This is a genomic window from Bradyrhizobium cytisi (assembly GCF_008123515.1).
GTDB classification, from domain to species: domain Bacteria; phylum Pseudomonadota; class Alphaproteobacteria; order Rhizobiales; family Xanthobacteraceae; genus Bradyrhizobium; species Bradyrhizobium cytisi.
Genome location: NZ_VSSR01000069.1, coordinates 96,052 through 117,891, shown reverse-complemented (window position 1 = coordinate 117,891; position 21,840 = coordinate 96,052). Strand labels below are relative to the sequence as shown.

Here is a 21,840-nt window from a genome sequence, read left to right as displayed (position 1 = left end):
CAGCGGCATTCGTCGACCAAGATCGGAGCAGTATGCCGAACCAACTGTCATAATCCTTCTTAATGCCCCTAAACGAAGATGTTCTTGGTCCTGTAGGATATCGACGCATAAGCTTTGTGCAAAGAGGGGTATTGCCTTGGTATCGCGCAGTCGAGGACGGCCAGCGATGACCACCAGCGACGATGCTGTGGCGGTCTTGGGTGTTCAAGCTCCACCGGCAACCCGGTGGGCGTCGAGGTGGCGTCTGGCTCTGCCGGTCGGGCTTCTCGCCGTCCCGATGCTGGCATTCCTGACTTACTTCTTCTTCTATCCGGCACTGGGGCTGCTGTTCTCGAGCATCCAGACACAGGACAGCCGCGGCATCATCGGCCGTCCGTTCACTCTTGCGCACTACGCCCGTCTGATCAACGTCGAGCTCTACGCACGCGTGCTCTGGACGACGCTGCGGATCAGCATCATCACCTCCGCGCTCGCGACGTTGCTCGCCTATCCGGTTGCACTGGTGATGGTCAAAAGCCGTCCGATGGTCACGCGCATCATCACCTTGATCGTCATCGCGCCCCTGATCGTCAGCGTGGTCGTTCGTGGGTACGGCTGGCAGCTCGTGCTGCAGAACGGTCCGAAGGGAATGCTGAACTGGATCCTGATGACGCTGCATATCGTCGATGCCCCGATATCGGTCCTCTACACCGAAGTAGCCGTCGTCATCGGGTCGCTGCACGTGTTCTTCCCAATGATGGTTCTGCCGCTGGCCTCGGCGCTCGGCAAGATCGATCCCAACCTCGAAGATGCAGCCCGGATGTTAGGCGCGCCATGGTGGAAGGTGTTCCTCCGCGTGACGCTGCCGTTGAGCATGCCCGGCTTCGTGGCGGGATTTACCCTGGTATTCTCCCTCACCGCCGGCTCCTTCGTCATTCCTGCGATCCTGGGCGGCGCCTCGGCGATCATGCTCGGCAATCTGATCGAGCAGCAGATCTTCGTCGTCTACGACTGGCCGTTCGGCGCCGCGATTGCCGCCGTTCTCGTCGGCCTGGTCCTGGCGGTGAATGGCGTCTCGATGTGGCTTCTGGAAGGACGGCGTCTCAGGAGGCCCGAATGACGGACGAGCGATTTTCCGGCTTCGGTGCCTTCATCCTCTACACCATCACCGCCGGCATGATGCTGTTCATCCTGGCGCCGCTGCTCCTCGTCATGGCGGTGTCGGTCTCCGATTCCTATTTCGTGACGTTCCCGCCGCAGGGCTTCACGCTGAAATGGTATGCCAAGGTTCTCCAGGACCGCGATTTCCTCGAGGCGATGAGGCTGAGCATCCTGCTCGCGCTTGGCACGACGGTGGGCTCGCTCCTGTTCGGCGTGCCCGCGGCCTTTGCGCTGGTCCGTGGCAACTTCTTCGGCCTGGCCGCGATCAAGGGGTTCTTGCTGTCGCCGCTGATTTTCCCGGCGCTGGTCACGGGCCTGGCGCTGCTTCAGGTCCTGACCAAGCTCGGCTCGCAGGATGCGCGGCTCAACCTCCTGATCGGGCACGTGGTCGTGACGTCGCCCTATGTCATCCGCACGGTCGTCACCAGCCTTCAGCTGGTGGATGAGAACCTGGAGGACGCCGCGCGCACGCTTGGGGCCAACCGGCTGACGACCTTCTGGCGGGTGACGTTGCCGCAGATCGCCTCCGGCGTCGCCGCCGGCGGACTGTTCGCCTTCATGGTGTCCTTTGACAATTATCCGGTCACGATGTGGCTAGCGAACTCGGAATACTCGCCTGTACCGCTCGTCCTGATGCGGCAACTGGTCAACGTCTTTGATCCTTCCGTGCCTGCGATGTCGACGATCATCATCCTGATGGCGATGGTCGGCGTGCTGCTGCTGGAGAAACTGGTCGGTCTTCGCCGTGCGTTGGCCGCTTAATGTGCATTGGTAGATGGAGATTGGACCCATGAAGCTGACACGTAGGACTCTCATTAAAGCCGGTGCATCCGCGGTTGCTTTCCCCACGATCATCAGCCGGTCGTGGGCACAGGACGCCAAGCAGCTGCATGTCGGCGTCTACAACTCCGCGCTGGGCAAGCTGATCCAGAAGGAGGTCATTCCCAAGTTCGAGGCCGAGTTCAAGTGCCGCGTCTTCACGATCGAAGGCGCGACGCTATCGAACATCGCCGCCCTCCGCGCCACCCGCGATACGCCGCGCTTCAGTATGATGATGATGGACGATGTCGGCATCCCCCAGGCCAAGCAGGAAGGGCTGATCGACAAGCTCGACGCGAGCAAGATCCCGAATCTTGCGAAGGTCTATCCGCGCTATCTGTTCGAGGAGGATTATGGCGTCGGCTTCTCGATCTCGAGCGCGGCCATGTTCATCAATCCCCAAGTGACGAAGCCGCTCGAGAGCTACGAGCAGATATTCGAAGCCAAGTATCGCAAGCAGATCCTGCTGAACACGCCCAAGAATACCCAGAGCGTGCTGATGCTCATCGTGGCGACGGCGCTCACGACGGGCAAGCCGCTGAAGGAAGCGCAATACCTGGTCGATAGCGGCTGGGACAAGCTCGCGACCCTCAAGCCCAACGTCCTGACGATCTACGACAGCGAGGCGCAGGTGCTCCAGGTGGCCCAGGGTCAGGCGACGATTGGCGGCATCGAATATTCGAAGGCGATCTATCCGCACACGGCCAAGGGCATGCCGCTCGACATGACGTTCCCCAAGGAAGGCGCATTCACCGGCATCAACAGCATGACGCTGGTCAAGAATGCGCCTGAACCGGAGCTTGCTTGTGCGCTGATCAACCGCATCCTGGAGCCCTCGGTGGCCAAGATGCTGTCCGAGCAGACGCTCAGCGCGCCCTCGGTGGGCGGCATCGACTTCAAGCCGGAGACGGCCAAGTTCCTGGCCTATCCCGACACCAAGGCGGCCGATCTCGGACTGTTCACGCCGGACTGGAAGTTCATTGTTCCGCGCCGCGGTCCGTGGCTGGAGCGTTATAATCAGGTGTTCACGAGCTAAGGCAGGTTGTCATGAGGTCTTCCGAAGTTAGGCTTGAGCGCCTCAGCAAGGAATACAACCGCACCGTCGCTGTCGACGACGTCTCGCTCACGATCGAACCGGGCCACATGGTGGCGCTGCTCGGTCCGAGCGGATGCGGCAAGACGACCTGCCTTCGCATGATCGCGGGGCTGATCCGCCCGACATCCGGCGACGTGTTCGTCAACGACAACAGGATGACCGGCGTTCCCGTGCATCGCCGCAACGTCGGGATGTTGTTCCAGAACTACGCGTTGTTTCCTCACCTGACCGTCGAGGAGAACATTGCATTCGGCCTCGAAATGCGCGGGATATCCAAGGCCGATGCTGCAAGGAAGGTGGGTGAGGCGCTCAATCTCGTCCAGCTCTCCAGCTTCGGCAAGCGCTATCCGGCGCAGCTGTCCGGCGGCCAGCAGCAGCGCGTCGCACTGGGGCGCGCCCTGGTGATCGAGCCGGCCATGCTGCTGCTCGACGAGCCGCTCGGGGCGCTCGACAAGGGGCTGCGCGAGAGCATGCAGGTCGAGCTGCGGGCCCTTCAGCGCCGGCTCGGTCTGACCACCGTCATGGTGACCCACGACCAGGACGAAGCCCTGACGATGGCCGACAAGATCGTGGTGATGCGCGATGGCAGGCTCGAGCAGGTCGGCTCGGCGACCGAAATCTATCAGCGCCCGACCTCGAAATTCGTCGCGCAGTTCATCGGCGCGTCAAATCTGTTTGAGGGCTCCATCGAGCAGCGAAACGGGAACGGAGCGGTCGTTCGTGTATCGCCCGAATTGAGCCTTCAGGTCGATCAGATACCGCAATCCGTCAGCGACGTGATGGTCTCGATCAGGCCCGAAGCGATCCTCGTCGAGCGCATTGGCCAGGGTCCGACGGAGCAACGTGCCAATAGCGTGATGGCGCGTGTCGACCAGGCCATCTATCGCGGATTCGTCAGTCACTACTACCTCAAGACGCCGAGCGGCGGGCAGATCATCGTGTTCGAGCAGAATCAATCGCAGCAAGCGGGACTTCGATACGCCGTGGGCGAGGAGGTTGTCGCGCGGTGGGAGTCGCCCAGCAATCACGTCATCGTGCGTCACTGAAGCTCGGGACGAGTGCGGCGTCTCGCGGGCAATCGACATCTCTTATACCCGCAGACGAACACCGTCTTGGATCGGCTTTCGCTGCGTGGCTAGATTTGAGGTTGGCGGCGCCCACGAGCGTTGGACCAGCGAGGCCCTCTTGTCGATTAATCAGCCCAGCGCCCCCTTTGTCGGCACGATCGAGAAAAGCCCGAAGATCAGCCTGATCGGCACACTTGCGATGCTGGTCGAGGCGCCGGGTGATTTTGACCTGGTTCAGCAGGGACGCATCTGGGCCCTGGCGGATGCTGTTTCCGCCTGGCCCAACGTCCAGGAAGCCGTCATTGGCGTGACCAATGTGATGCTCGTATTCGAGCAGCCGCCCGCGGATATCGGCATGCTCAGCGCTTCGATCGCCGAACTGTGGCATCGTACGCCGAGCCGCAAGACCGGCGGCAAGGTGATCGAAATTCCTGTGGTCTATGGCGGGGAGTTCGGTTTCGATTTGCCGGCGGTCGCAAGCCGTTCCGGACTGTCCGAACGCGAGGTCATCAGGATCCACAGCGAAGGCGACTACACCGTCTGCGCGGTCGCGAGCTCGCCGGGGTTCGGCTACCTCCATGGCCTTGATCCGCGCATCCAAATGCCGCGCAAATCGGTGCCGTCACTCAGCATGCGCGCGGGCTCGGTGACCATCGGCGGGATGCAAACCGGCGTTGCAGTGCTGACAAGTCCGAATGGATGGAACGCCATCGGATGGGCCTCGGTCGCGATGTTCGACCCGCGGTCTGAACAGCCTTCGCTCATGCTTCCGGGCGACCGTGTCAGATTCAGGATCGATCGGATCGAGCTGTGATCGAGATACTGACCAGCCCCGCCTTCAACACCATCCAGGACCTCGGCCGCCGCGGCGCGCGTCGTTTCGGCGTGAGCACGTCGGGCGCCATGGATCCCGTCGCGCTTGCCGCGGGAAATGCGCTGCTCGGCAATGATGACAATGCGGCCGGCATCGAGATCCAGACCTTTCCGTTCCGCCTGCGCTTCCAGACAGATGCCGCGTTTGCGCTCACCGGCGCAGATCACGCCTCGACATTGGCGGGATCAACCGTCCGGCCGTGGTGGTGCATGCGGGCGAAGGCGGGGGACGTTCTCGCGGTCATCGCGCCGCGGCGTGGCGCGCGGGTCTACGCAACGTTCGGCGGCGGCATCGATGTTCCGCGCGTGCTGGGCTCGCGCAGCACGCATCTGCGCGGCGGCTTCGGCGGGCTCGAGGGCCGTACCTTGCAGGCCGGCGACGCCGTGCCGATCGGGCGTTCGCCGCACAGGAGCGACGGCCGCTTCGATTTTGGAGTCGCGCCGCCGGATGTGGCGATCGCGGGCGCCGCTCCAGCGGATGACCGTGTGCTATTGATACGCGTCTTGCGGGCCGGCGAATATGACCTGTTTTCGGAGGCGATGCAGGCGGCGTTCTGGTCCACGAGATGGAAGATCAGTGCCCGCAGCGACCGCGGCGGCTACCGTCTCACCGGCGGCAAGCTGACATTGGACGCACCGGTCGAGATGCGCTCGCATGGCGTTGTGCCTGGCGTCGTGCAAGTGCCGCCGGCCGGCGAGCCGATCATCCAGATGAGCGACGCCAATACGGCCGGTGGCTATCCAAAGATGGCGGCCGTGATTGAGGCCGATCTCTGGCGCCTCGGCCAGGCGGCACCTGGATCGTTCATCGCCTTCTGCGAGGTCAGCTACCAGGACGCGGTCGCGGCCATGGCTCCCGTCAACGACTATCTCGCGAAGCTGCGAGCAACCGCGGATCTCTATCGAGAGCTTTAGAGCATGATCCGGAAAAGTGTGAAACGGTCTTCCGAAAAGATCATGCTCAAACAAAAGTAGACGTCAACAACAACAAGAGCAGGGTGCGAGCATGAAAATCGGCATCAATTCGGACATGGGCGAAGGTTTCGGCAATTATCGCATCTGCGACGACGAGGCGCTGATGGGCATCATCTCGTCCGCCAACGTGGCGTGCGGCTTCCACGCCGGCGATCCGATCATCATGGATCGCATGGTCCGCCTGGCGAAGCAGAAGGGGGTCGAGGTCGGTGCCCATCCGGGCCTGCCCGATCTGCTCGGGTTTGGCCGCCGCGTCATCCAGATGGATGCGGCTGAGCTGGAGAAGCACATGGTCTATCAGATCGGCGCCTTGCAGGCGATCGCAGCCAATGCCGGTCACCGCGTGACCCATGTCAGCTTCCATGCGGCGATGGGCAACATGGTCAATGCCGATCCTGATATGGCCGATGTGGTTGCCCGTGCGATTGCGACCATCAATCGCGATTTCATCGTGTTCTCGCAGCCGGACGCCGCGATCGTGCGCGCTGCGCGCAAGGTGGGGCTGCGCATCCTCACTCTGTTCCTGGCTGACCGCGCCTATGACGAGAACGGCCATCTGGTGTCCCGCAAGCTTCCCAACTCCGTCATCGCCTCGACTGATGCGGTGGCCGAGCGGGTCAAGCGTTTTCTTGATAGTGGCACCGTGCAGACGATTGAGGGCAAGTCGATCAAGGTCGAGGCGCGCTCGATCCTGATCCACAGCGACACGCCCGGATCGGTCAACCTCGCCGGCACGGTGCGCCGCGTGATCGAGCAGGGCGGCGGCGAAGTCGCGCCCGCAACTGTCCTGCTCAATTGATCGGGCTGCTCCCGGAGGGCGGGCGGATCCGCACAATCGGTGTGCCGTAGCCGACCGTTGCACCAGGCTCCGCGATCACGGCATCGACGGTGCCGGCGGCCGGTGCCACGATTGGCGCATACAGCAAGCCGATCTTGACGAGGCCGACGATCGCGCCGGCCTGGATGTGCTGGCCCGGTGCGACGAACGGCTTGTCCCGCCAGGGATGGGCCGCGAGGAAATGCCCTGCGACGTCGGCCTTGGCGATGACGGAATGGTCAGCAGCCGGTGCGGCAGGCGTCGGTGACGCGGCCATTCGCGGGCCCGTATCGACGACGAGCTTCAGGGACTGGCCGGGCTCCTCGATCTCGATCGTGTCGACGCCGGACCTTTCGAGGATTTGCGCCAGCCGCGCGATATCGGTCAGCTTGATCGGCATGTTCTGATCTCCTCGATAAGACGCACAATGGTTCTGAGCCGCTCGATATACGCTGACATCTCGGCCTCGGCCGCCAGCGCTTCGGCATAGGCCGTCTGCTCGAACCGCAGCTTGCTTCCGAGCCGCGCCTGCCCGACGCGCCACAAATCGGCGCGGATCACGGTCGCGATCTTCGGATAGCCGCCGGATGTCTGGGCGTCGCGCATCTGGATGATCGGCTGTCCGTTCGGCGGAATCTGGATGACGCCGGGGACGATGCCGTGCGAGCGTTTCTCGATCGGCACTCTCGGCTTCACGGCGGGGCCTTGCAGGCGGTAGCCATAGCGGTTGCTCTGGGGCGTGATCTTCCAGCTACTGGACCAGAACAGCGCCTGCGTGGCAGCGTCGAACCCGTCATATTCGCCGGCGATCACGACCCTGACGATGGTTTCGTCCGCGGCAGTGTTCGGTCGCGCGAGCGTGATCTCGGCCGGCTCGACCCCGAGCTCGCCGATGGTCGCGGCTGACGCGGTGCAGGGCAGGATATCCCCGGGCTGGAGCGGACGTCCGTGAAGGCCGCCGAACTCCCCGCGAAACTGCGTGCTTCGCGAGCCCAGCACCATGGGCACGTCGATGCCGCCGCCGACGGTCAGATAAAGTCGTGCGCCGCGGGGCATCGCCTTGATGTCCAGAAGATCTCCGGCGCGGGCGTGCGACCGCCACCATGGCGGGATGACGCGTCCGTCGATTTCGGCCTCGACACCGGCGCCCGTGAGCGCAAAGGCCATGTCCCGGTCGAAACGGAGGCGGAACGGCACCATCGGGATTTCGATGCCGGCAGCGTTCTCGTCGTTGCCGAGCAGGATGTTGCCGGCGCGTAGCGCAACGTCGTCCATCGCGCCCGCCGTGCCGATCCCGAAGCGATACTGGTCGAAGCGGCCGAGATCCTGGACGCTGGCGGGACCTGTGACCGACAGGATCTCGATCAACGGATCACCTGCTTGATCTCGAAACGGATGGTGTCACCTGGTGCGAGCGCGGCCGGCGAAGGCCAGGACGGATCGAAGAACGTCCAGCTTGTATGCCCGATGGCGTGCCAGCCGCTCGGCCCGGGCGATGCGGAGACGCCGGTCTGCGATCCGCCAATGGAGACCGAACCGCCCGCGGAACGCTGTAGCGGTATCTGCCGCCGCGGCATGGTGATGCGCGGGTCCATGCCGCCGAGGTAACAATAGCCGGGATGGCTCCCGAGTGCGAACACCGTGTAGAGCGGTGCGGCATGGATCGACACCACGTCGTCCACGGACAGGCCGCAATGATCGGCGACGGACTGAAGCGATGATCCGACCTCGCCGCCATAGTTGACCGGCAACCGGATCTCGCGGCCGCCAATCGCGAGGCCTTCCGCTGCGTCCCAGCCGTCGTTGAGCGCGGCGATCAGCCCGTCCAGCTCGCGGGGCGGCGTTTCGAAGGTCAGCATCAAATTGGTGATGCCGGGGATGGCTTCGCGGATTCCTGGCCATCTCGAAGCGGCGGCGGCCAGCGCCCAGATGCGCCGCTGATGCGGCAGGTCGAACGCGCCAGGCGCCTCGAACAGGAGGGCTGATGTCCCGAGCAGGCTGATCCGCGGCCGGCCCGGCGTCGTCATCGCGAGGCCACCCGCGCATTCATCCAGTACTCGAGATGATGGATGTCATAGCCGCCACGGCAGAAGGTCGGGTCGGCGAGGATCGCCTGATGCAGCGGCACATTGGTTCGGATGCCTTCGGCGCGTAGTTCGGACAGGGCGACGCGCGCACGCGCCAGAGCTTCTTCGCGGGTGCCGCCATGGGCGATCAGCTTGCCGATCAGTGAATCATAGTGACGGGGAACGGTGGCGCCGGCTGTGATATGCGAATCGACGCGGATGCCGACGCCGCCCGGCATATCCCAGCGCTTCACCGTGCCGGGCGAGGGCGCGAAGGTGGTGGGGTCTTCGGCATTGATGCGGAACTCGACCGCATGGCCGACGCGCGCGATCTCGCCTTGCGCGATGCCCAGCGGCTCGCCTTGCGCGATGCGGATCTGCTCCCTCACGATGTCGATTCCCGTCGTCATCTCGGTGACGGGATGCTCGACCTGGACGCGCGTGTTCATCTCGATGAAGAAGAACTGCCCGTCCTCGTAGAGGAATTCGAACGTGCCGGCGCCGCGATAGCCGATCCGCCGGCAGGCTTCGACGCAGCTTGCGCCCACCTGCTCGATCAGTGCGCGATCGATGCCGGGTGCGGGAGCCTCCTCGACGACCTTCTGGTTCCTGCGCTGAAGCGAGCAGTCGCGATCGCCGAGCCAGAGATGGTTGTCATGCTGGTCGCATAGCACCTGAATCTCGATATGGCGGGGCTTTTCGAGGAATTTCTCGATGTAGACCGCAGCATTCCCAAAGGCCTTGCTGGCTTCCGCGCGGGTCAGCGCCAGGGCCTCGTCCAGCGCGCTCGCGTTGCGCACGATCCGCATGCCGCGCCCGCCGCCGCCACCGGCAGCCTTGATGATGACGGGATATCCGATGTCCCGCGCGATCGCGCGCACTTCGGCAGGATCATCCGGCAGGGCGCTGTCCGGCCCCGGCACGCAAGGCACGCCCGCCAGTCGCATCGCGCGCTTGGCCGCGACCTTATCGCCCATGGTCCGGATACAATCCGCGGGCGGGCCGATGAAGTTGAGACCGGCGCGCACGACCCGATCGGCGAACTCCGCGCTCTCCGAGAGAAACCCGTAACCCGGATGAATGGCCTGAGCGCCGCTGACCTCGGCCGCGAGCAGGATCGCCGCCACGTTGAGATAGGTGCTGCTCGCCGGCGCCGGCCCGATGCAGAGCGCCTGGTCGGCGAGTGCGACATAGCGTGCGTCGCTATCCGCCTCCGAGTGAATGACGACCGTCTTGAGACCCATGGCGCGACAGGCGCGCTGGATACGAAACGCGATCTCGCCGCGATTGGCGATCAGGACCTTGTTGAACATCAGGACGAACCCGCGGGACCGATCCGGAACAGGGCTTGCCCCGCTTCGATCTCGTCACCGTCCTCCGCGAGGATCGCAAGCACGACACCTGGTGCCTCGGCGGCGATGTCGATGAAGGTCTTCATCGCTTCGATGATGCAGATCTTCTGCCCAGCCTCGATCCGCGCGCCGACATCGACCAGCGGCGGCTCGTCCGGAGCCGCAGCCCGGTAGAACACGCCGTGCATCGGCGCAGGCACGACAATGTCGGCGGTGGCCGAGGTAGGCACAGCGGGCGCAGGACTTCCCTGGCGATCGAGGAGGGGAGCCTCAACGCTGCCTCCGCTTGCTGGCTGCCTCGGAACCGGGGCCGCTCCGGCAGACGCGCGCTTGAGGATGCGGATACGGGTGCCGTCCTGCGTAAGGTCCAGCTCCGCGATGGAGGAGCGCGCAACCAGATCCACGAGTTGTTCGATTTTGGGAAGGTCCACGGTCACGCTCCGCGTTGACGGCAAGTCGAGTTCGGGGCGTTCATGCGTCACTCGGCCGGCGGCCGGCCCTTCTGTGCAAAATTGAGGCCGCCGACGACTTGCTGGGTCGGCAGCACTTCCAAGAAGGCGACATTCATGCGCGCCGGCGACCCGACCGCGAATGCGATCGAATTGGCGATGTCCTCGGGCTGAAGTGCATCATAGTCGTCGAAGAAGCGACGCTTGGCCTCGGCCAGATCGCCGAGCAGCCGGCCGAAAACCTCGGTCTCGACCCGGGCCGGCGATATCTCGGTGACGCGTACCCTGGTTCCGTAGAGATCGACACGCAACTGCTGCGACAGTGAGTGAATGCCCGCTTTGGTGGCGTGATACACGGTGTTTCCGCCGCCAAATGCGTAATGGCCGGCGATGGAGGAGATATTGACGACGTGGCCTCGATCACGGTGCGCCATGCCCGGCACGATCAGTCGTGTCAGATGCAGGACCGCGCGCAGATTGACGTCGATGAGCGCGTCGACGTCTTCAGGTGTCGTGTCCAGGATATTGCCGCGCCGGGACTGGCCGGCGTTGTTGACCAAGACGTCGAACTCGGCCGACTTCGCCAGTGCCGCAAGCGCGTCGAGGTCGCCGACGTCGACGGCGCACGGGCGGCATCCGGTCTCCGCGGACAGGGCGCTCAGGCGGGTGGCATCGCGGGCCACGGCGTAGACTTCGAGCCCTTCCGCACGCAGGCGGCGAACCGTCGCAGCTCCTATTCCGGAGGATGCGCCCGTCACCAGGGCCGTTCGATAGTCCGAAAATCCCATCCGCGAGGGCTCCTCTGCTACCGTCCGACCCGCTGGTGGCGTCGGCTGCAACGCGAGCGGCGGACGAGATCAGCACTAGCTATAGGCCCCTCAAGTTCCCAGTGGTAAGAACAATTCCTTCTGATCCCATAGCTTCAGCCTATTGCTGCTGCATTGCTCCCTGACTGGATATCCGGAGACGCCGTATTGGATACGAAACGCTTGGAGGCCTTCATCAAGGTCGTGGATCTCGGCAGCATGACGAGCGCGGCGAAGGTGCTGAATGTCGCGCAGCCGGCCCTGAGCCAGCACATCGCGAGCCTGGAGGCGGACTTCAAGTGCAAGCTGCTCGACCGCAGCGCCCGCGGGGTCAAGCCCACCGAGGCCGGACGAATCCTCTATCGCTATGCCAAATCGATCCAGCGCCAGATCGAAGAAGCCCGGCGTACCATTCTGGACAACAAGCCGGAGCTGACCGGCAACGTTACGATCGGTCTGGCCCCGCTAAGCTCGGCGGCATTGCTCGCGACCCCGCTGCTGATGCAGGTCCGTGAACGCTATCCCGGCGTGGTGCCACACATTTACGACAGCTCCGGGGTCATGCTCAGCGAAATGATGCTGAAGGGGAGCATGGATATGGCGGTCCTGTACGGCGATCGCCCGGTGACCGGTCTCGATTACAAGCCGCTGATGCGCGAGCATTTTTATCTTGTCGCGCCCCGCAGCATGTATCCGAAGCAGATGCCTCCGGAGGAGGTTTCGGCGCAGGAGGTCGCGCAATTCGACCTGCTTCTTCCATATCGGGAATCCTTCTTGCGACAGACGGTCGAGCGGGTCTGCGCCGAGGTGGGACTCCGCCCGCGCATCGTCGCCGAGATCCATTCCCAATCGACCCTGTCTTCGGCGATTGCAGCCGGGGTTGGGGCCGCCGTGCTGCCCATTTCCATTGCAAAGGCATTGCCGAACCTGGATGAACTCTGCATTCGGCGGATCAATGCGCCGTCGGCCTCGCAGCAGATGTCGCTGTGCATTTCCGATAACGCTGCTTTGTCCGACGCCGCATTCGCTGTCTACAAGATATTGCTCGAGATCATCGTCAAGACCTGGGGGCAGTTCGATATCCCTCCCGGCGCGGTTACCATCGCAGAGGCTGCTCCAACGCCTCTGGAGGGCCAGAAGAGCGAGCCATAACGAAACACGATGTGGCAATCCTAAAAACTGAAATTCTCCGATCTGAGACGGTCGACTATCTCAGGTGAAGCTTAGATTGCGGACCCTCGGAGGGACCATGGTTCACGTTGTCAGAACTTTCGATCGGCCTGCTGCAGACCTCGTCGAGCGCATCAAGCAATTTCCTCCGTCCACCCTGCACGAGGCGCAGGGGCGCTCGGGTGCATTGACGTCGCGGATCAAGCCGATCTATCCGGGAATGCGCGCCTGCGGGCCGGCGCTGACGGTCAGTTGCCATCCAGGCGACAACATGATGCTCATCACTGCCATCTCGTTGGCCAAGCAGGGTGACGTGCTCGTAGTGAGTGCAGGCGATCATCCCGAGCAAGGCGGGTTCGGCGAAGTGCTGTCGACGGCCTGCGTCGCCAAGGGCATCGTCGGCCTGGTCACGGATGCCGGCGTTCGCGATGGCCCGGCGGTGCGCGACACCGGATTCAAGGTCTTCTCCTACGGACTCTGCATGAAGGGTACCGTCAAGGAGACGCTCGGCACCATCAATCAGCCGATCGTCATCGGCGGCATTGTGGTTCGTCCCGGCGATATCGTGAGTGCCGACGACGACGGTGTCGTGATCGTGCCGAAGGAGAACATCGCCGACGTCTGCGTCAAGTCGGCGGCGCGCGAGGACAAGGAAGCCGGCGTGATGAAGGCGCTCAAGGCCGGCGGGGATATTCTCGAGCTGTCCGGCATCGGCAAGGTGCTGGAGTCCAAGGGCTGCACTTTCGCCTGAGCGGTCCCGCGCATCTCCGGCGCTACCTTCGAACCCGGACGTGAATCGGACGCGGCACGGCCACTTCTCCCATGACCGCATACGTCGACAACGACGCTCTGCTCAGGCAGCCGGCAAGCAGGGCAGGGAGTTCCCCGCTGTTTCAGGAAATGGTCAAGCGCTCAGCGGTCGACCCGATCAGCCCAGCGTCACATCAGTTTCGTGCGCGAGCCGATCAGCGCAAGCGGGCCGTGCTTCTTGTAGAGCCCTTCCACGGTCGAGTTGTTAAGATGCGCAAGCTGGAGCTCGACGACATCGCCATCCCGTGCCTTGGCGTCCTTGAATAGCGAAAGTCGCCGCGAACGCTTGTTCTCCCGATACCAACAAAAATGCCAACAAATCGGGTGGCGGGGCTCAGATGAGAACAAACGATGACGAGCACCGATGTACGCGGAAGGGCCTATTTTTCAACGGTTTCCGAGCGCTGTGCGGACGGTTGCGGATGCTTTGGAACGGGCTTGAACAGCCTGATTGGTGCCCCTGGCCGGAATCGAACCAGCACTCCTTGCGGAACTCGATTTTGAGTCGAGCGCGTCTACCAATTCCGCCACAGGGGCCCTCGGTCGGTCCCGGGAGGGAGCCTCGCGAAGCCGGCGGACTATAGCCATGGACAAACCGGGGTCAACCCGCGCCAAAGCGATCCCGGGCGTTCTCGACAGCCGCACGGGCGGGAGTTAGAGGCTTAAGGCCACGACCCGAGTGGGGATGCTGGAAGAGCAAGCCACCGACCGGTTGATTGAGGTCCGTCCCGGGCGCGAAGTCCTCATCCGGGTTTTCGTTCAGCCTATGGGTCCCGACAACACCCGCCGCTCCGCGCCGGATTTCCAGCAATTGTTGGGATCGTTCCAGGCAGCGCGAACATCGATGATCGATTTGGCGAGTTCGGTGATGAAGACGGCGACCTCCAGCGGTGCGAACGGGCTGAACAGCAGACCGATCCGAACGGCAATACTGCCGATGGTCCACCACGAGACCGAAGCGCTCGTTGCCTGCCATAAGAACTTCATCGTTCCGGTCAAGAGCCCGTAGTCCCACAGCAGCTCGAGCGCGTTATAGACGGTGGTAGGCATTATGCCTTTATTGAACACGACGCGCAGCTGCGGCACCAGGCCGATCGTGTTGATCCGTTGGGCCAGATAATTGGTCAGGCCGGCGGCGACCTTGGAAATATTCATGCTGAAGCTGAACACGGAGTACAGGGTCAGCCCGAGGCTGATGATGAACTGAATGGCCCACGTGGTGCAGGCGTCGAACTCCCCTTCATAGATGATGGTGGATTCACCATCGGCATGCAGCCACAAGCGGCTACGGTCCCCCGCCAGCGGCTCGACGCTGAATTGAAACGGTACGCGGTAAGTCCCGCTTGCGAGCTGTTCCGCCCGCAGCGCAAGGTTCGCCTCAAATCGCGCCGCAAATTCTTCCTGCTGCTCCGGAGCAAGCCCGAGGCGCTCGGTCATGAAGGCGCGGAACTCGGCAACCATGGCGCGACGGGTGTCGAGCGACAGATCATCGGACCGCACATTGCGTGGCGTCATGTGGGTCGCGACAGGTAGCAGCGGTGGTCGTGGCCGTTGCGCCATCGTATTCACGCTGACCGTGCCGGCACTTCTGATCGCCACAACCGACGCATTGCCGACGATGCCGACCGGATTGAGCGACCAACTGTTCTGCGCCCGCGGCGGCACGAAATCATAGTCGGCGCTGCAATTGGCATCGTTGATCGGGTCGTCGGTCATGTAGTTCTGGATTTGGGCCGCTGTTAAGACGTAACTCCACAGGCTCACGGCCTGGATGTAACCGACGAAATTATAGGACGGCAGCGCGGCGCTGCTGGTTGCCGCTGCGCCGACCAATGGCGCGCCGCTGGACCGCGCGGTTGCGAACGCCATCGTGCCGGTCGCGTCTTGCACGCCATCCAGGAAGATCGCGGCGTTGCCGCCGGCAGCGCTCCAGGTTGCCGTCACATTGCGCCAGCGATTGACCTGAAGCGCCGTGGTTGAAACCACGGCCGTCGCGCCGCCGATCTGAAACTCGATCTTGCCGGCCGCATTTATCGCCAGCGACATTCCCGCGGCGCCATACAAGCCGTTGGAAAAGATCGCCTGCTTGCCCGGCTGCGCCTGCGGCGAAATCCACGCCATGACCGTGAAGTCCGCGGCGGAGCCGCCGGGATTGACGGCATTGTCGTTGTAGGGATCGCAAAAGGCGCCTTCGACCAGGTTCGCCGCCGGCGTATACAGCAGGTAGGCGACGCCGGTCGCCGAAACCGTCACCGGCGCGCCCTGCCCCGAGGTGTCGATGGGGGGCGTTTGCGTGAAGTCGATTTGCGCCATCAAATTGGCGGTGTTCGCCGCGTACCTGCTCCACTGCCGTTCAAAAATAATGTCTGGCGGTAGCGCAATATTCCAGAAACGGGCGCCGGTCGTCTGGCCATAAAATCCGCCGCCGATCGTCATCGGCTGGCCCTGGTTAGCGACGCCAGAATCCGTCATCGTGATGAAATTGCGCCGCAATCCATTGAGGAACAGCGACATGGTGGCGCCATCGAACGTGACGCAGACGTGATACCAGGTGTGCGGCGCGAGCAAAGGAGTGCTGACGAGCGGAAAGATCTGGCTCTGGCGGGCGGCCGAAATGCATCCGCCTTGCGTGACGAGCGCGAACTCTCCTTGCCGGCTGACCAGGTTCATCTGGTCGACAAGTGCGTCGAGGTAGACCCAAACCTCGATCGACCAGGTATTGCTGCCCTGAAAGCTGATGCTCGGCATGTTGCCGAGGGTTACGGCGCCGGCACCGGACGAGAACTCCGTGAGGCCGGACTGAGAGCGCGGTTGAACTGGCATGGTGCTAAGCCGGTACGACGAAGTTCACTTGGCCAAGCTTGATCAGCATCTTTCCGCCGCCATCTTTGGCGAGGCCCTTCACCAGATGATCTTCGGTAACCTCATAGTGGCGAACCACGTCGCGTTCGATCTCGTCCAACTCGTCAAATAGCTGCGAGGCGGGCACCTGATAGGCCATCAGGTCAAGCGTCATGCCGCGCGGGAACGTCTGTCCGGATGGCGCGGTAGCGGACATCGCCAGGGACCCGGAGAGAAAGCCGGCCGGGACGCTGTTCTGGAAACCAATGATCTGATTGCCGTTGGGATCGGGCGCCGGGATCGTCCCGTTCCAGTTGATCGGACAGGATTGGTGGGTGCACTGCATGGTGACGGCGGTATTGAGCGGCAATTGCGCGCGGTGAGCGAGAAGTAGAAGTAGTGCGGGACCGAATCCTGGTTGGAGAATTCTACATTCTTGATGACGTTGGCCTGGCCGTTCGGAACGATGATGATGTTGCGCCATGCGACGGCGGGATTGTTCTGCACCCATTGGACGTAAGCGGCATTGCTGGCGAAACGGGCCGGGATCGTAACAACGGTATTGGGGGTATTGACGATCGCGACCAGACAATGGCTCCAGGTGGGATCCGGCACGCTGCTCCAGAAAAAGGCCGGGCTGCTGAGCGCGATGTCATTTGGATTGAGATTGGTGCTGCCCGATGCGTTCACGAACGATACGCTTGACTGGCCCGCCGACGTAAGCAGCTGATTGTTCCGCCATGTGTCCGGCAACATCACGAGCGAGGTCTTGGCGAAGTAGAGAGAGGCCGTTCCGGTCTCGGTGCCGCCTGGCTGCAAATTCTTGGCGCGGATGTAGATGTTGTTCAGGCCGGGATTGAGGATGTGCTTGCCCTGATCGGGACCGCCATACGTCGAAACGGCCTGCTCCACCGACAACGTGCCACTCTGGAGCGGGATGATGTCGGGCGACATGTATGGAACGCCCGTCGACGGGAAGACGCCGGTGTCGCCAAAATTGTCCCGCACGTAGATGTCTTGATAGCTCGGCATCGCCTGCTCCCTACGCTTACCCGCTCTGAGATATATCGTCTATCGACACAATCAAACATTGCATCGCGGGCCCTGCAAATCAACTAAAAGTTTTATTTCTGATTTTATCGCCCAGCTGGCCGGCGACGTCGCCTTCCGAATGAGGGCGTTGCGAAGCCGGCGGACTACAGCCATGGACAAAGCGAGGTCAACCCGCGCCAAAGTGATCCCGGCCGTTCTCGACAGCCGCACCGGCCAGGGTTAGAGGCTTAGGGCCACGTCCCATCTGGAGAGGCCGCCGTGACGACCCAGAGTGCCGCAATACCCGCGTTTCGACCGGCCAGTACGCCGGCGCTGACCGCCTCGCTGGCGGTCACGCTGATCGCGGCGGCGACGATCGCGGGCGCCTGGTTCTTTCAGCTCGTGCTGGAGATTCTGCCCTGTCCGCTCTGCCTCGAGCAGCGCTACGCCTATTATCTCGCGATCGCGCTCGGTGCGCTCACGGCGCTCGCGGCGCGGAGCGGCGCGCCGCGGCCGCTGCTGCTGGCCGGGCTCGCGCTCCTCGCGCTGGCGGCGCTCGCCAATGCCGGCCTCGGCACCTATCACTCGGGCGTCGAATGGGGGTTGTGGAAGGGGCCGACCGACTGCACGGGTCCGGTCGGAAATCTCGGCAGCGCCGGCGATCTGCTGTCGCGGCTCGACACCGTCAAGGTGGTGCGTTGCGACGAGGTGCAGTGGCGCTTCCTCGGCCTGTCGCTCGCCGGCTACAACGTGCTGATCTCGCTGCTGATGGCCGCGATCGCCGCCTGGGGTTTCGTGCGGACGGCGAGCCGCACGTAGTTATAGCACGCTTGCGCCTTCGTGCTGGAAGCCGAGATAGCTCGCCGCCACCGCCTCGTTCGCCGCGATGTCGCTGGCCTTGCCGCTGAGCACGAACTCGCCGAGCTCCATCACATAGGCCTGGTCGGCGATCTTCAGCGCGGCCTGCGCGTTCTGCTCGACCAGCAGCACGGACACGCCGCTGGCGCGCAGCTCAGTGATGATGCGGAAAATATCGGCGACGATGATCGGCGCGAGGCCGAGGCTCGGCTCGTCCAACATCAGGAGCTTCGGCGCGCCCATCAGCGCGCGGCCCATGGCGAGCATCTGCTGCTCGCCGCCGGAGAGCGTGCCGGCAAGCTGCTTGCGCCGCTCCTTCAGGCGCGGAAACAGCGCATAGACCTGCTCCATCGAGGCCTTTGCCTTGCTTCTCTCGATGCGGAAGGCGCCGAGCTCGAGATTGTCCTCGACATTCATGGTCACGAACAATTCGCGGTGCTCCGGCACGAGGCCGAGCCCCATCGCGACGCGGTCCTCGATGTCGAGCCGGGCCAGGTCCTGGCCGGCAAAGGCGACACGACCCTTCAACGGCAGGATGCCCATGATGGCCGACAGCAGCGTGGTCTTGCCGGCGCCGTTGGCGCCGACGATGGTGACGATCTGGTTCTCGCCGACTTCGAGCGCGACCGAGCGGACGGCCTCGACCTTGCCGTAGGCGACATGCGCATCGGTGACGGACAACAGCGCGCTCATGCCGCCACTCCGAGATAGGCCTTGATCACTTCGGGATTTGTCTTGATCGTGGCAGGCGTGCCTTCCGCGATCTTGGTGCCGAAATCGAGCACCACGATGCGGTCGGCGAGATTCATCACAAAGCCCATGTCGTGCTCGACCAGCAGCACGCTCATGCCGCCGTCGCGCAAATCGCGCAGCAGTTTCGCAAGCTGCTGTTTTTCCATGTGGCGCAGGCCCGCCGCGGGCTCGTCGAGCAGCAGCAGCATCGGATCGACGCACAGCGCGCGGGCGATCTCGACGATGCGCTGTTGGCCGAGCGACAGAGATCCTGCGAGTTGATGCATCTGGTCGGCGAGGCCGACGCGCTCGATCTGGCGGGCGGCTTCCGCAAGCAATTTTGCCTCGTCGGCGCGGTCGAGACGCAGCATCGAGGCGAGCGGCCCGGAATGGCCGCGCAGATGCGCGCCGATCGCGACGTTCTCCAGCACGGTCATATCGGGCACGAGCTTGACGTGCTGGAAGGTGCGGGAGATGCCGAGCTTGACGATCTCCTGCGGCGGCGCGCGATCCACTTTCCTGCCGAGCACCGAGATCGAGCCCGAGCTAGCCGATAGCACGCCGGTGATCAGGTTGAAGGTGGTGCTCTTGCCGGCGCCGTTGGGGCCGATCAGCGCAACGATCTCGCCGGCCTGGACCTCGAAGGAGACATTGTTGACGGCGACCACGCCGCCGAACTGCTTGCGCGCCTTCTCGACCTGGAGCAGCACGTTGGATTGGCCGGGCGGGCGGGGTCGCGCCTCCAGCTTCAGCGAGGTGTCCGGCTTCCTGCCAGCCGTGCGCTCGGGCAGGAACGACATCAGCCAGGGCCAGACGCCGCCGGGCGCAAGTTGCAGCAGCGCCACCAGCAGGATGCCGAACACGATGGTCTCGACCTGGCCGGAGCCGGGCAGGATCAGCGGCAGGTAGCTCTGCAGCACCTCTTTCAGGATCACGACGATCGCAGCACCCAGCACGCCGCCCCAGACATAACCGGCGCCGCCGACCACCGCGATGAAGAGATATTCGATGCCGGCCTGCGCACCGAACGGCGTCGGGTTCACCGCGCGCTGGAGATGGGCGTAAAGCCAGCCGGAGAGGCCCGCAAGCACGGCGGCGTGGATGAACACCAGCAGCTTTGCGCGCGGCGTGTGCACGCCGAACGCTTCGGCCGCGACATGGCCGCGCCGCAGCGCGCGGATGGCACGGCCGGTGCGGGAGTCCAGCAGGTTCATCGTGAGCAGGGCCGAGAGGATGACCGCGACCCAGATCGCAAAGTAGATCGAGCCGGGTGAGAGCATCCTGAACGTGCCGATCGACAGCGGCGGGATCGCCGAGATGCCGTCGTTACGCCCGAGGAATTCCAGCTTGCTGAAGAGGTAGAACAGGCCGAGCCCCCAGGCCAGCGTGCCGAGCGGCAGATAATGGCCGGAGAGGCGGACCGTAACCAGGCCGAGCAGCACCGCAAGCAATCCACTGACCACGAGCGAGAGCGGCAAGGTCAGCCACGGCGACAGTCCGTAAGCCGTCGTCAGCAGCGCCGTGGTGTAGGCGCCGAAGCCGACGAAGGCGGCCTGGCCGAACGAGGTCAGGCCACCGACACCGGTGAGCAGCACAAGGCCCATCGCGACCAGCGCGGTGAGGCCGATATTGTCGAGCAGCACGATCCAGAATGGCGGCATGCCCGGGACGAACGGGATCGCTGCCATCAAAGCTGCGAAGATGAGGATGGGAAGCCGGCTCTGCATCTTAGGCGTCAGTCCTTCTCTTCCTCGACGGCAGGTGCGGCTAGCGACCGCAGCAGCAGCACGGGGATCAGGAGCATGAACACGATCACCTCCTTGTAGTTGGAGGCATAGAAGGACGAGAACGCCTCGACGATGCCAACGAAGAGGGCTGCGACCGCCGTGAGGGGATAGCTGACGAGGCCGCCGATGATCGCGGCGACGAAGCCCTTCAGGCCGATCAGGAAGCCCGAGTCATAGTAAAGCGTCGTGATCGGCACGATCATGATGCCCGACAGCGCACCGATGACGGAGGCCAGCAGGAAGGCGATCTGGCCCGACAGCGTGGTGCGGATGCCGGCGAGCCGCGCGCCGAGCCGGTTGACGGCGGTGGCGCGCAGCGCCTTGCCGTAAAGCGTCAGCCCGAAGAACAGCCAGAGCCCGACGATGAAGGCGATGGTGATGCCGTAGACCGTGATGCTCTGGCCGGTGAAGCGCAGCGAGCCCGCGGTGAACGCGCCGGAGAGCACCGCCGGTCCGCGCTGGCCCTCGGCGCCGAAGAACAGCAGGCCCAATCCTTGGAGCGCGAGATGGACGCCGACCGAGGCGATCAGCAGCACCAGCACCGAGGTGTGTGCCAACGGCTGGAACGCGATGCGATACAGAAACAGGCCGATCATCGCGACGATCAGCAGCGACAGCGCGATGCAGACCGCAACCGGCGGCTTCTGGCCGGCGAAGTACAGCGTCACCGCCAGCACGATGGCCGGCAACACGATGTTGGCGAGGACGCTGCGGACGATCAGCCGGCCATGCAGCGCCTTGCGGGCAACGAACAGGTCGAAAGCGAAGGCGACGGTGCCCATGGCGAGCGCCAGCTTGGCCGTGCCCGGCATCTGGCCCGAGGCCAGCGAGGCATAGGTCAGCGCGCCATAGGTGACGAACTCGCCCTGGGGGATCAGAATGACGCGGGTGACGGCAAATACCAGCACCAGCGCCAGGCCGAGCAGCGCATAGATCGCGCCATTGGTGATGCCATCCTGCAGCAGGAACAGCATGATGGTGGTGTTCAAGACCGGACGCTCCCCCTCAAAGATTAAGGACCGGTCTCCGCGATCGCGGTGGATGGTCCGTTCACAGCCATTGAAATACGCTGACGATATTTGATATGATCCATAACAATTATCGAATATAACTTCAAGGGTGAGAGACGACCCCTCCCGAATTTAGCGGG

General features: G+C 63.6%; 23 protein-coding genes and 1 tRNA gene. 11 read left to right on the top strand and 13 right to left on the bottom strand.

Annotated elements, in window-relative coordinates:
• Positions 1-166: 166 nt before the first annotated feature.
• From FXB38_RS34130 to FXB38_RS34100, 7 genes are all read left to right on the top strand, one after another.
• Positions 167-1,099: an ABC transporter permease gene (locus FXB38_RS34130; protein WP_246230338.1), complete on the top strand. Its 933-nt coding sequence runs from the start codon at positions 167-169 to the stop codon at positions 1,097-1,099.
• The gene (locus FXB38_RS34125) at positions 1,096-1,902 is read left to right on the top strand and encodes an ABC transporter permease (protein WP_187435334.1); all 807 of its coding nucleotides are present in this window, start codon (positions 1,096-1,098) and stop codon (positions 1,900-1,902) included. Before FXB38_RS34130 ends, FXB38_RS34125 begins: the two co-directional genes overlap by 4 nt.
• 28 nt (positions 1,903-1,930) lie before the next feature.
• The gene (locus FXB38_RS34120) at positions 1,931-2,995 is read left to right on the top strand and encodes an extracellular solute-binding protein (protein ID WP_246230336.1); all 1,065 of its coding nucleotides are present in this window, start codon (positions 1,931-1,933) and stop codon (positions 2,993-2,995) included.
• An 11-nt stretch (positions 2,996-3,006) separates the two neighbouring features.
• Positions 3,007-4,101, top strand: a complete 1,095-nt coding sequence (locus FXB38_RS34115) for an ABC transporter ATP-binding protein (protein ID WP_148755329.1) — start codon at positions 3,007-3,009, stop codon at positions 4,099-4,101.
• Positions 4,102-4,240: 139 nt separating this feature from the next.
• Positions 4,241-4,936, top strand: a complete 696-nt coding sequence (gene pxpB, locus FXB38_RS34110; protein ID WP_430640206.1) for a 5-oxoprolinase subunit PxpB — start codon at positions 4,241-4,243, stop codon at positions 4,934-4,936.
• Complete coding sequence (locus FXB38_RS34105; protein WP_148755328.1) at positions 4,933-5,910, top strand: 5-oxoprolinase subunit C family protein; 978 nt, start codon at positions 4,933-4,935, stop codon at positions 5,908-5,910. The genes pxpB (FXB38_RS34110) and FXB38_RS34105 overlap by 4 nt, the downstream gene beginning before the upstream one ends.
• A 91-nt stretch (positions 5,911-6,001) precedes the next feature.
• Positions 6,002-6,769, top strand: coding sequence for a LamB/YcsF family protein (locus FXB38_RS34100; protein WP_148755327.1), 768 nt, complete (start codon positions 6,002-6,004; stop codon positions 6,767-6,769).
• On the opposite strand, the gene FXB38_RS34095 is transcribed toward FXB38_RS34100, so the two are convergent.
• The 6 genes from FXB38_RS34095 to FXB38_RS34070 are packed head-to-tail and all read right to left on the bottom strand — an operon-like array spanning position 6,762 to position 11,442.
• Positions 6,762-7,187: an acetyl-CoA carboxylase biotin carboxyl carrier protein gene (locus FXB38_RS34095; protein WP_148755326.1), complete on the bottom strand. Its 426-nt coding sequence runs from the start codon at positions 7,185-7,187 to the stop codon at positions 6,762-6,764. The two genes, FXB38_RS34100 and FXB38_RS34095, sit on opposite strands and share 8 nt — an antisense overlap.
• Positions 7,172-8,155: a 5-oxoprolinase subunit C family protein gene (locus FXB38_RS34090; RefSeq protein ID WP_148755325.1), complete on the bottom strand. Its 984-nt coding sequence runs from the start codon at positions 8,153-8,155 to the stop codon at positions 7,172-7,174. Before FXB38_RS34090 ends, FXB38_RS34095 begins: the two co-directional genes overlap by 16 nt.
• Positions 8,152-8,814, bottom strand: coding sequence for a 5-oxoprolinase subunit PxpB (gene pxpB / locus FXB38_RS34085; RefSeq protein ID WP_148755324.1), 663 nt, complete (start codon positions 8,812-8,814; stop codon positions 8,152-8,154). Before pxpB (FXB38_RS34085) ends, FXB38_RS34090 begins: the two co-directional genes overlap by 4 nt.
• Entirely contained in the window at positions 8,811-10,166 is a 1,356-nt protein-coding gene (gene accC, locus FXB38_RS34080) for an acetyl-CoA carboxylase biotin carboxylase subunit (protein WP_148755323.1), read from the bottom strand. The genes pxpB (FXB38_RS34085) and accC overlap by 4 nt, the downstream gene beginning before the upstream one ends.
• Complete coding sequence (accB, locus tag FXB38_RS34075; RefSeq protein WP_187435333.1) at positions 10,166-10,642, bottom strand: acetyl-CoA carboxylase biotin carboxyl carrier protein; 477 nt, start codon at positions 10,640-10,642, stop codon at positions 10,166-10,168. Before accB ends, accC begins: the two co-directional genes overlap by 1 nt.
• A gap of 41 nt (positions 10,643-10,683) precedes the next feature.
• The gene (locus FXB38_RS34070) at positions 10,684-11,442 is read right to left on the bottom strand and encodes an SDR family oxidoreductase (RefSeq protein ID WP_148755321.1); all 759 of its coding nucleotides are present in this window, start codon (positions 11,440-11,442) and stop codon (positions 10,684-10,686) included.
• A 201-nt stretch (positions 11,443-11,643) separates the two neighbouring features.
• Between FXB38_RS34070 and FXB38_RS34065 the strand changes: the two genes are divergently transcribed.
• The 3 genes from FXB38_RS34065 to FXB38_RS43180 all read left to right on the top strand — a co-directional run bounded on the left by FXB38_RS34065 (position 11,644) and on the right by FXB38_RS43180 (position 13,707).
• Positions 11,644-12,612, top strand: coding sequence for a LysR substrate-binding domain-containing protein (locus FXB38_RS34065; protein WP_187435332.1), 969 nt, complete (start codon positions 11,644-11,646; stop codon positions 12,610-12,612).
• Positions 12,613-12,709: 97 nt separating this feature from the next.
• Entirely contained in the window at positions 12,710-13,381 is a 672-nt protein-coding gene (locus tag FXB38_RS34060) for a 4-carboxy-4-hydroxy-2-oxoadipate aldolase/oxaloacetate decarboxylase (protein ID WP_148755320.1), read from the top strand.
• Positions 13,382-13,452: 71 nt separating this feature from the next.
• Positions 13,453-13,707 (top strand): hypothetical protein, encoded by a 255-nt coding sequence (locus FXB38_RS43180; RefSeq protein ID WP_187435331.1) that lies wholly within the window; start codon positions 13,453-13,455, stop codon positions 13,705-13,707.
• A gap of 185 nt (positions 13,708-13,892) precedes the next feature.
• Here FXB38_RS43180 and FXB38_RS34050 read toward each other — a convergent pair.
• The 4 genes from FXB38_RS34050 to FXB38_RS34035 all read right to left on the bottom strand — a co-directional run bounded on the left by FXB38_RS34050 (position 13,893) and on the right by FXB38_RS34035 (position 17,313).
• Positions 13,893-13,977: transfer RNA gene (locus FXB38_RS34050), tRNA-Leu, on the bottom strand.
• Between the two features lie 222 nt (positions 13,978-14,199).
• Positions 14,200-16,263: a LamG domain-containing protein gene (locus FXB38_RS34045; protein WP_148755318.1), complete on the bottom strand. Its 2,064-nt coding sequence runs from the start codon at positions 16,261-16,263 to the stop codon at positions 14,200-14,202.
• Positions 16,264-16,267: 4 nt separating this feature from the next.
• The gene (locus FXB38_RS34040) at positions 16,268-16,456 is read right to left on the bottom strand and encodes a hypothetical protein (RefSeq protein ID WP_148755317.1); all 189 of its coding nucleotides are present in this window, start codon (positions 16,454-16,456) and stop codon (positions 16,268-16,270) included.
• A complete protein-coding gene (locus FXB38_RS34035; protein WP_148755316.1) occupies positions 16,453-17,313 on the bottom strand; it encodes a hypothetical protein in 861 nt (286 codons plus the stop codon). Before FXB38_RS34035 ends, FXB38_RS34040 begins: the two co-directional genes overlap by 4 nt.
• A gap of 279 nt (positions 17,314-17,592) precedes the next feature.
• On the opposite strand from FXB38_RS34035, the gene FXB38_RS34030 reads away from it, so the two are divergent.
• A complete protein-coding gene (locus tag FXB38_RS34030; protein WP_148755315.1) occupies positions 17,593-18,132 on the top strand; it encodes a disulfide bond formation protein B in 540 nt (179 codons plus the stop codon).
• Here the strand turns inward: FXB38_RS34030 and FXB38_RS34025 are convergent, their stop codons facing one another.
• The 3 genes from FXB38_RS34025 to FXB38_RS34015 are packed head-to-tail and all read right to left on the bottom strand — an operon-like array spanning position 18,133 to position 21,679.
• Positions 18,133-18,864 carry an ABC transporter ATP-binding protein gene (locus tag FXB38_RS34025; RefSeq protein ID WP_148755314.1) on the bottom strand — a complete coding sequence of 244 codons (732 nt, stop codon included), beginning with the start codon at positions 18,862-18,864 and terminating at the stop codon, positions 18,133-18,135.
• Entirely contained in the window at positions 18,861-20,630 is a 1,770-nt protein-coding gene (locus FXB38_RS34020; protein WP_148755313.1) for a branched-chain amino acid ABC transporter ATP-binding protein/permease, read from the bottom strand. The genes FXB38_RS34025 and FXB38_RS34020 overlap by 4 nt, the downstream gene beginning before the upstream one ends.
• 8 nt (positions 20,631-20,638) lie before the next feature.
• A complete protein-coding gene (locus FXB38_RS34015) occupies positions 20,639-21,679 on the bottom strand; it encodes a branched-chain amino acid ABC transporter permease (protein WP_187435330.1) in 1,041 nt (346 codons plus the stop codon).
• Positions 21,680-21,840 lie beyond the last annotated feature (161 nt).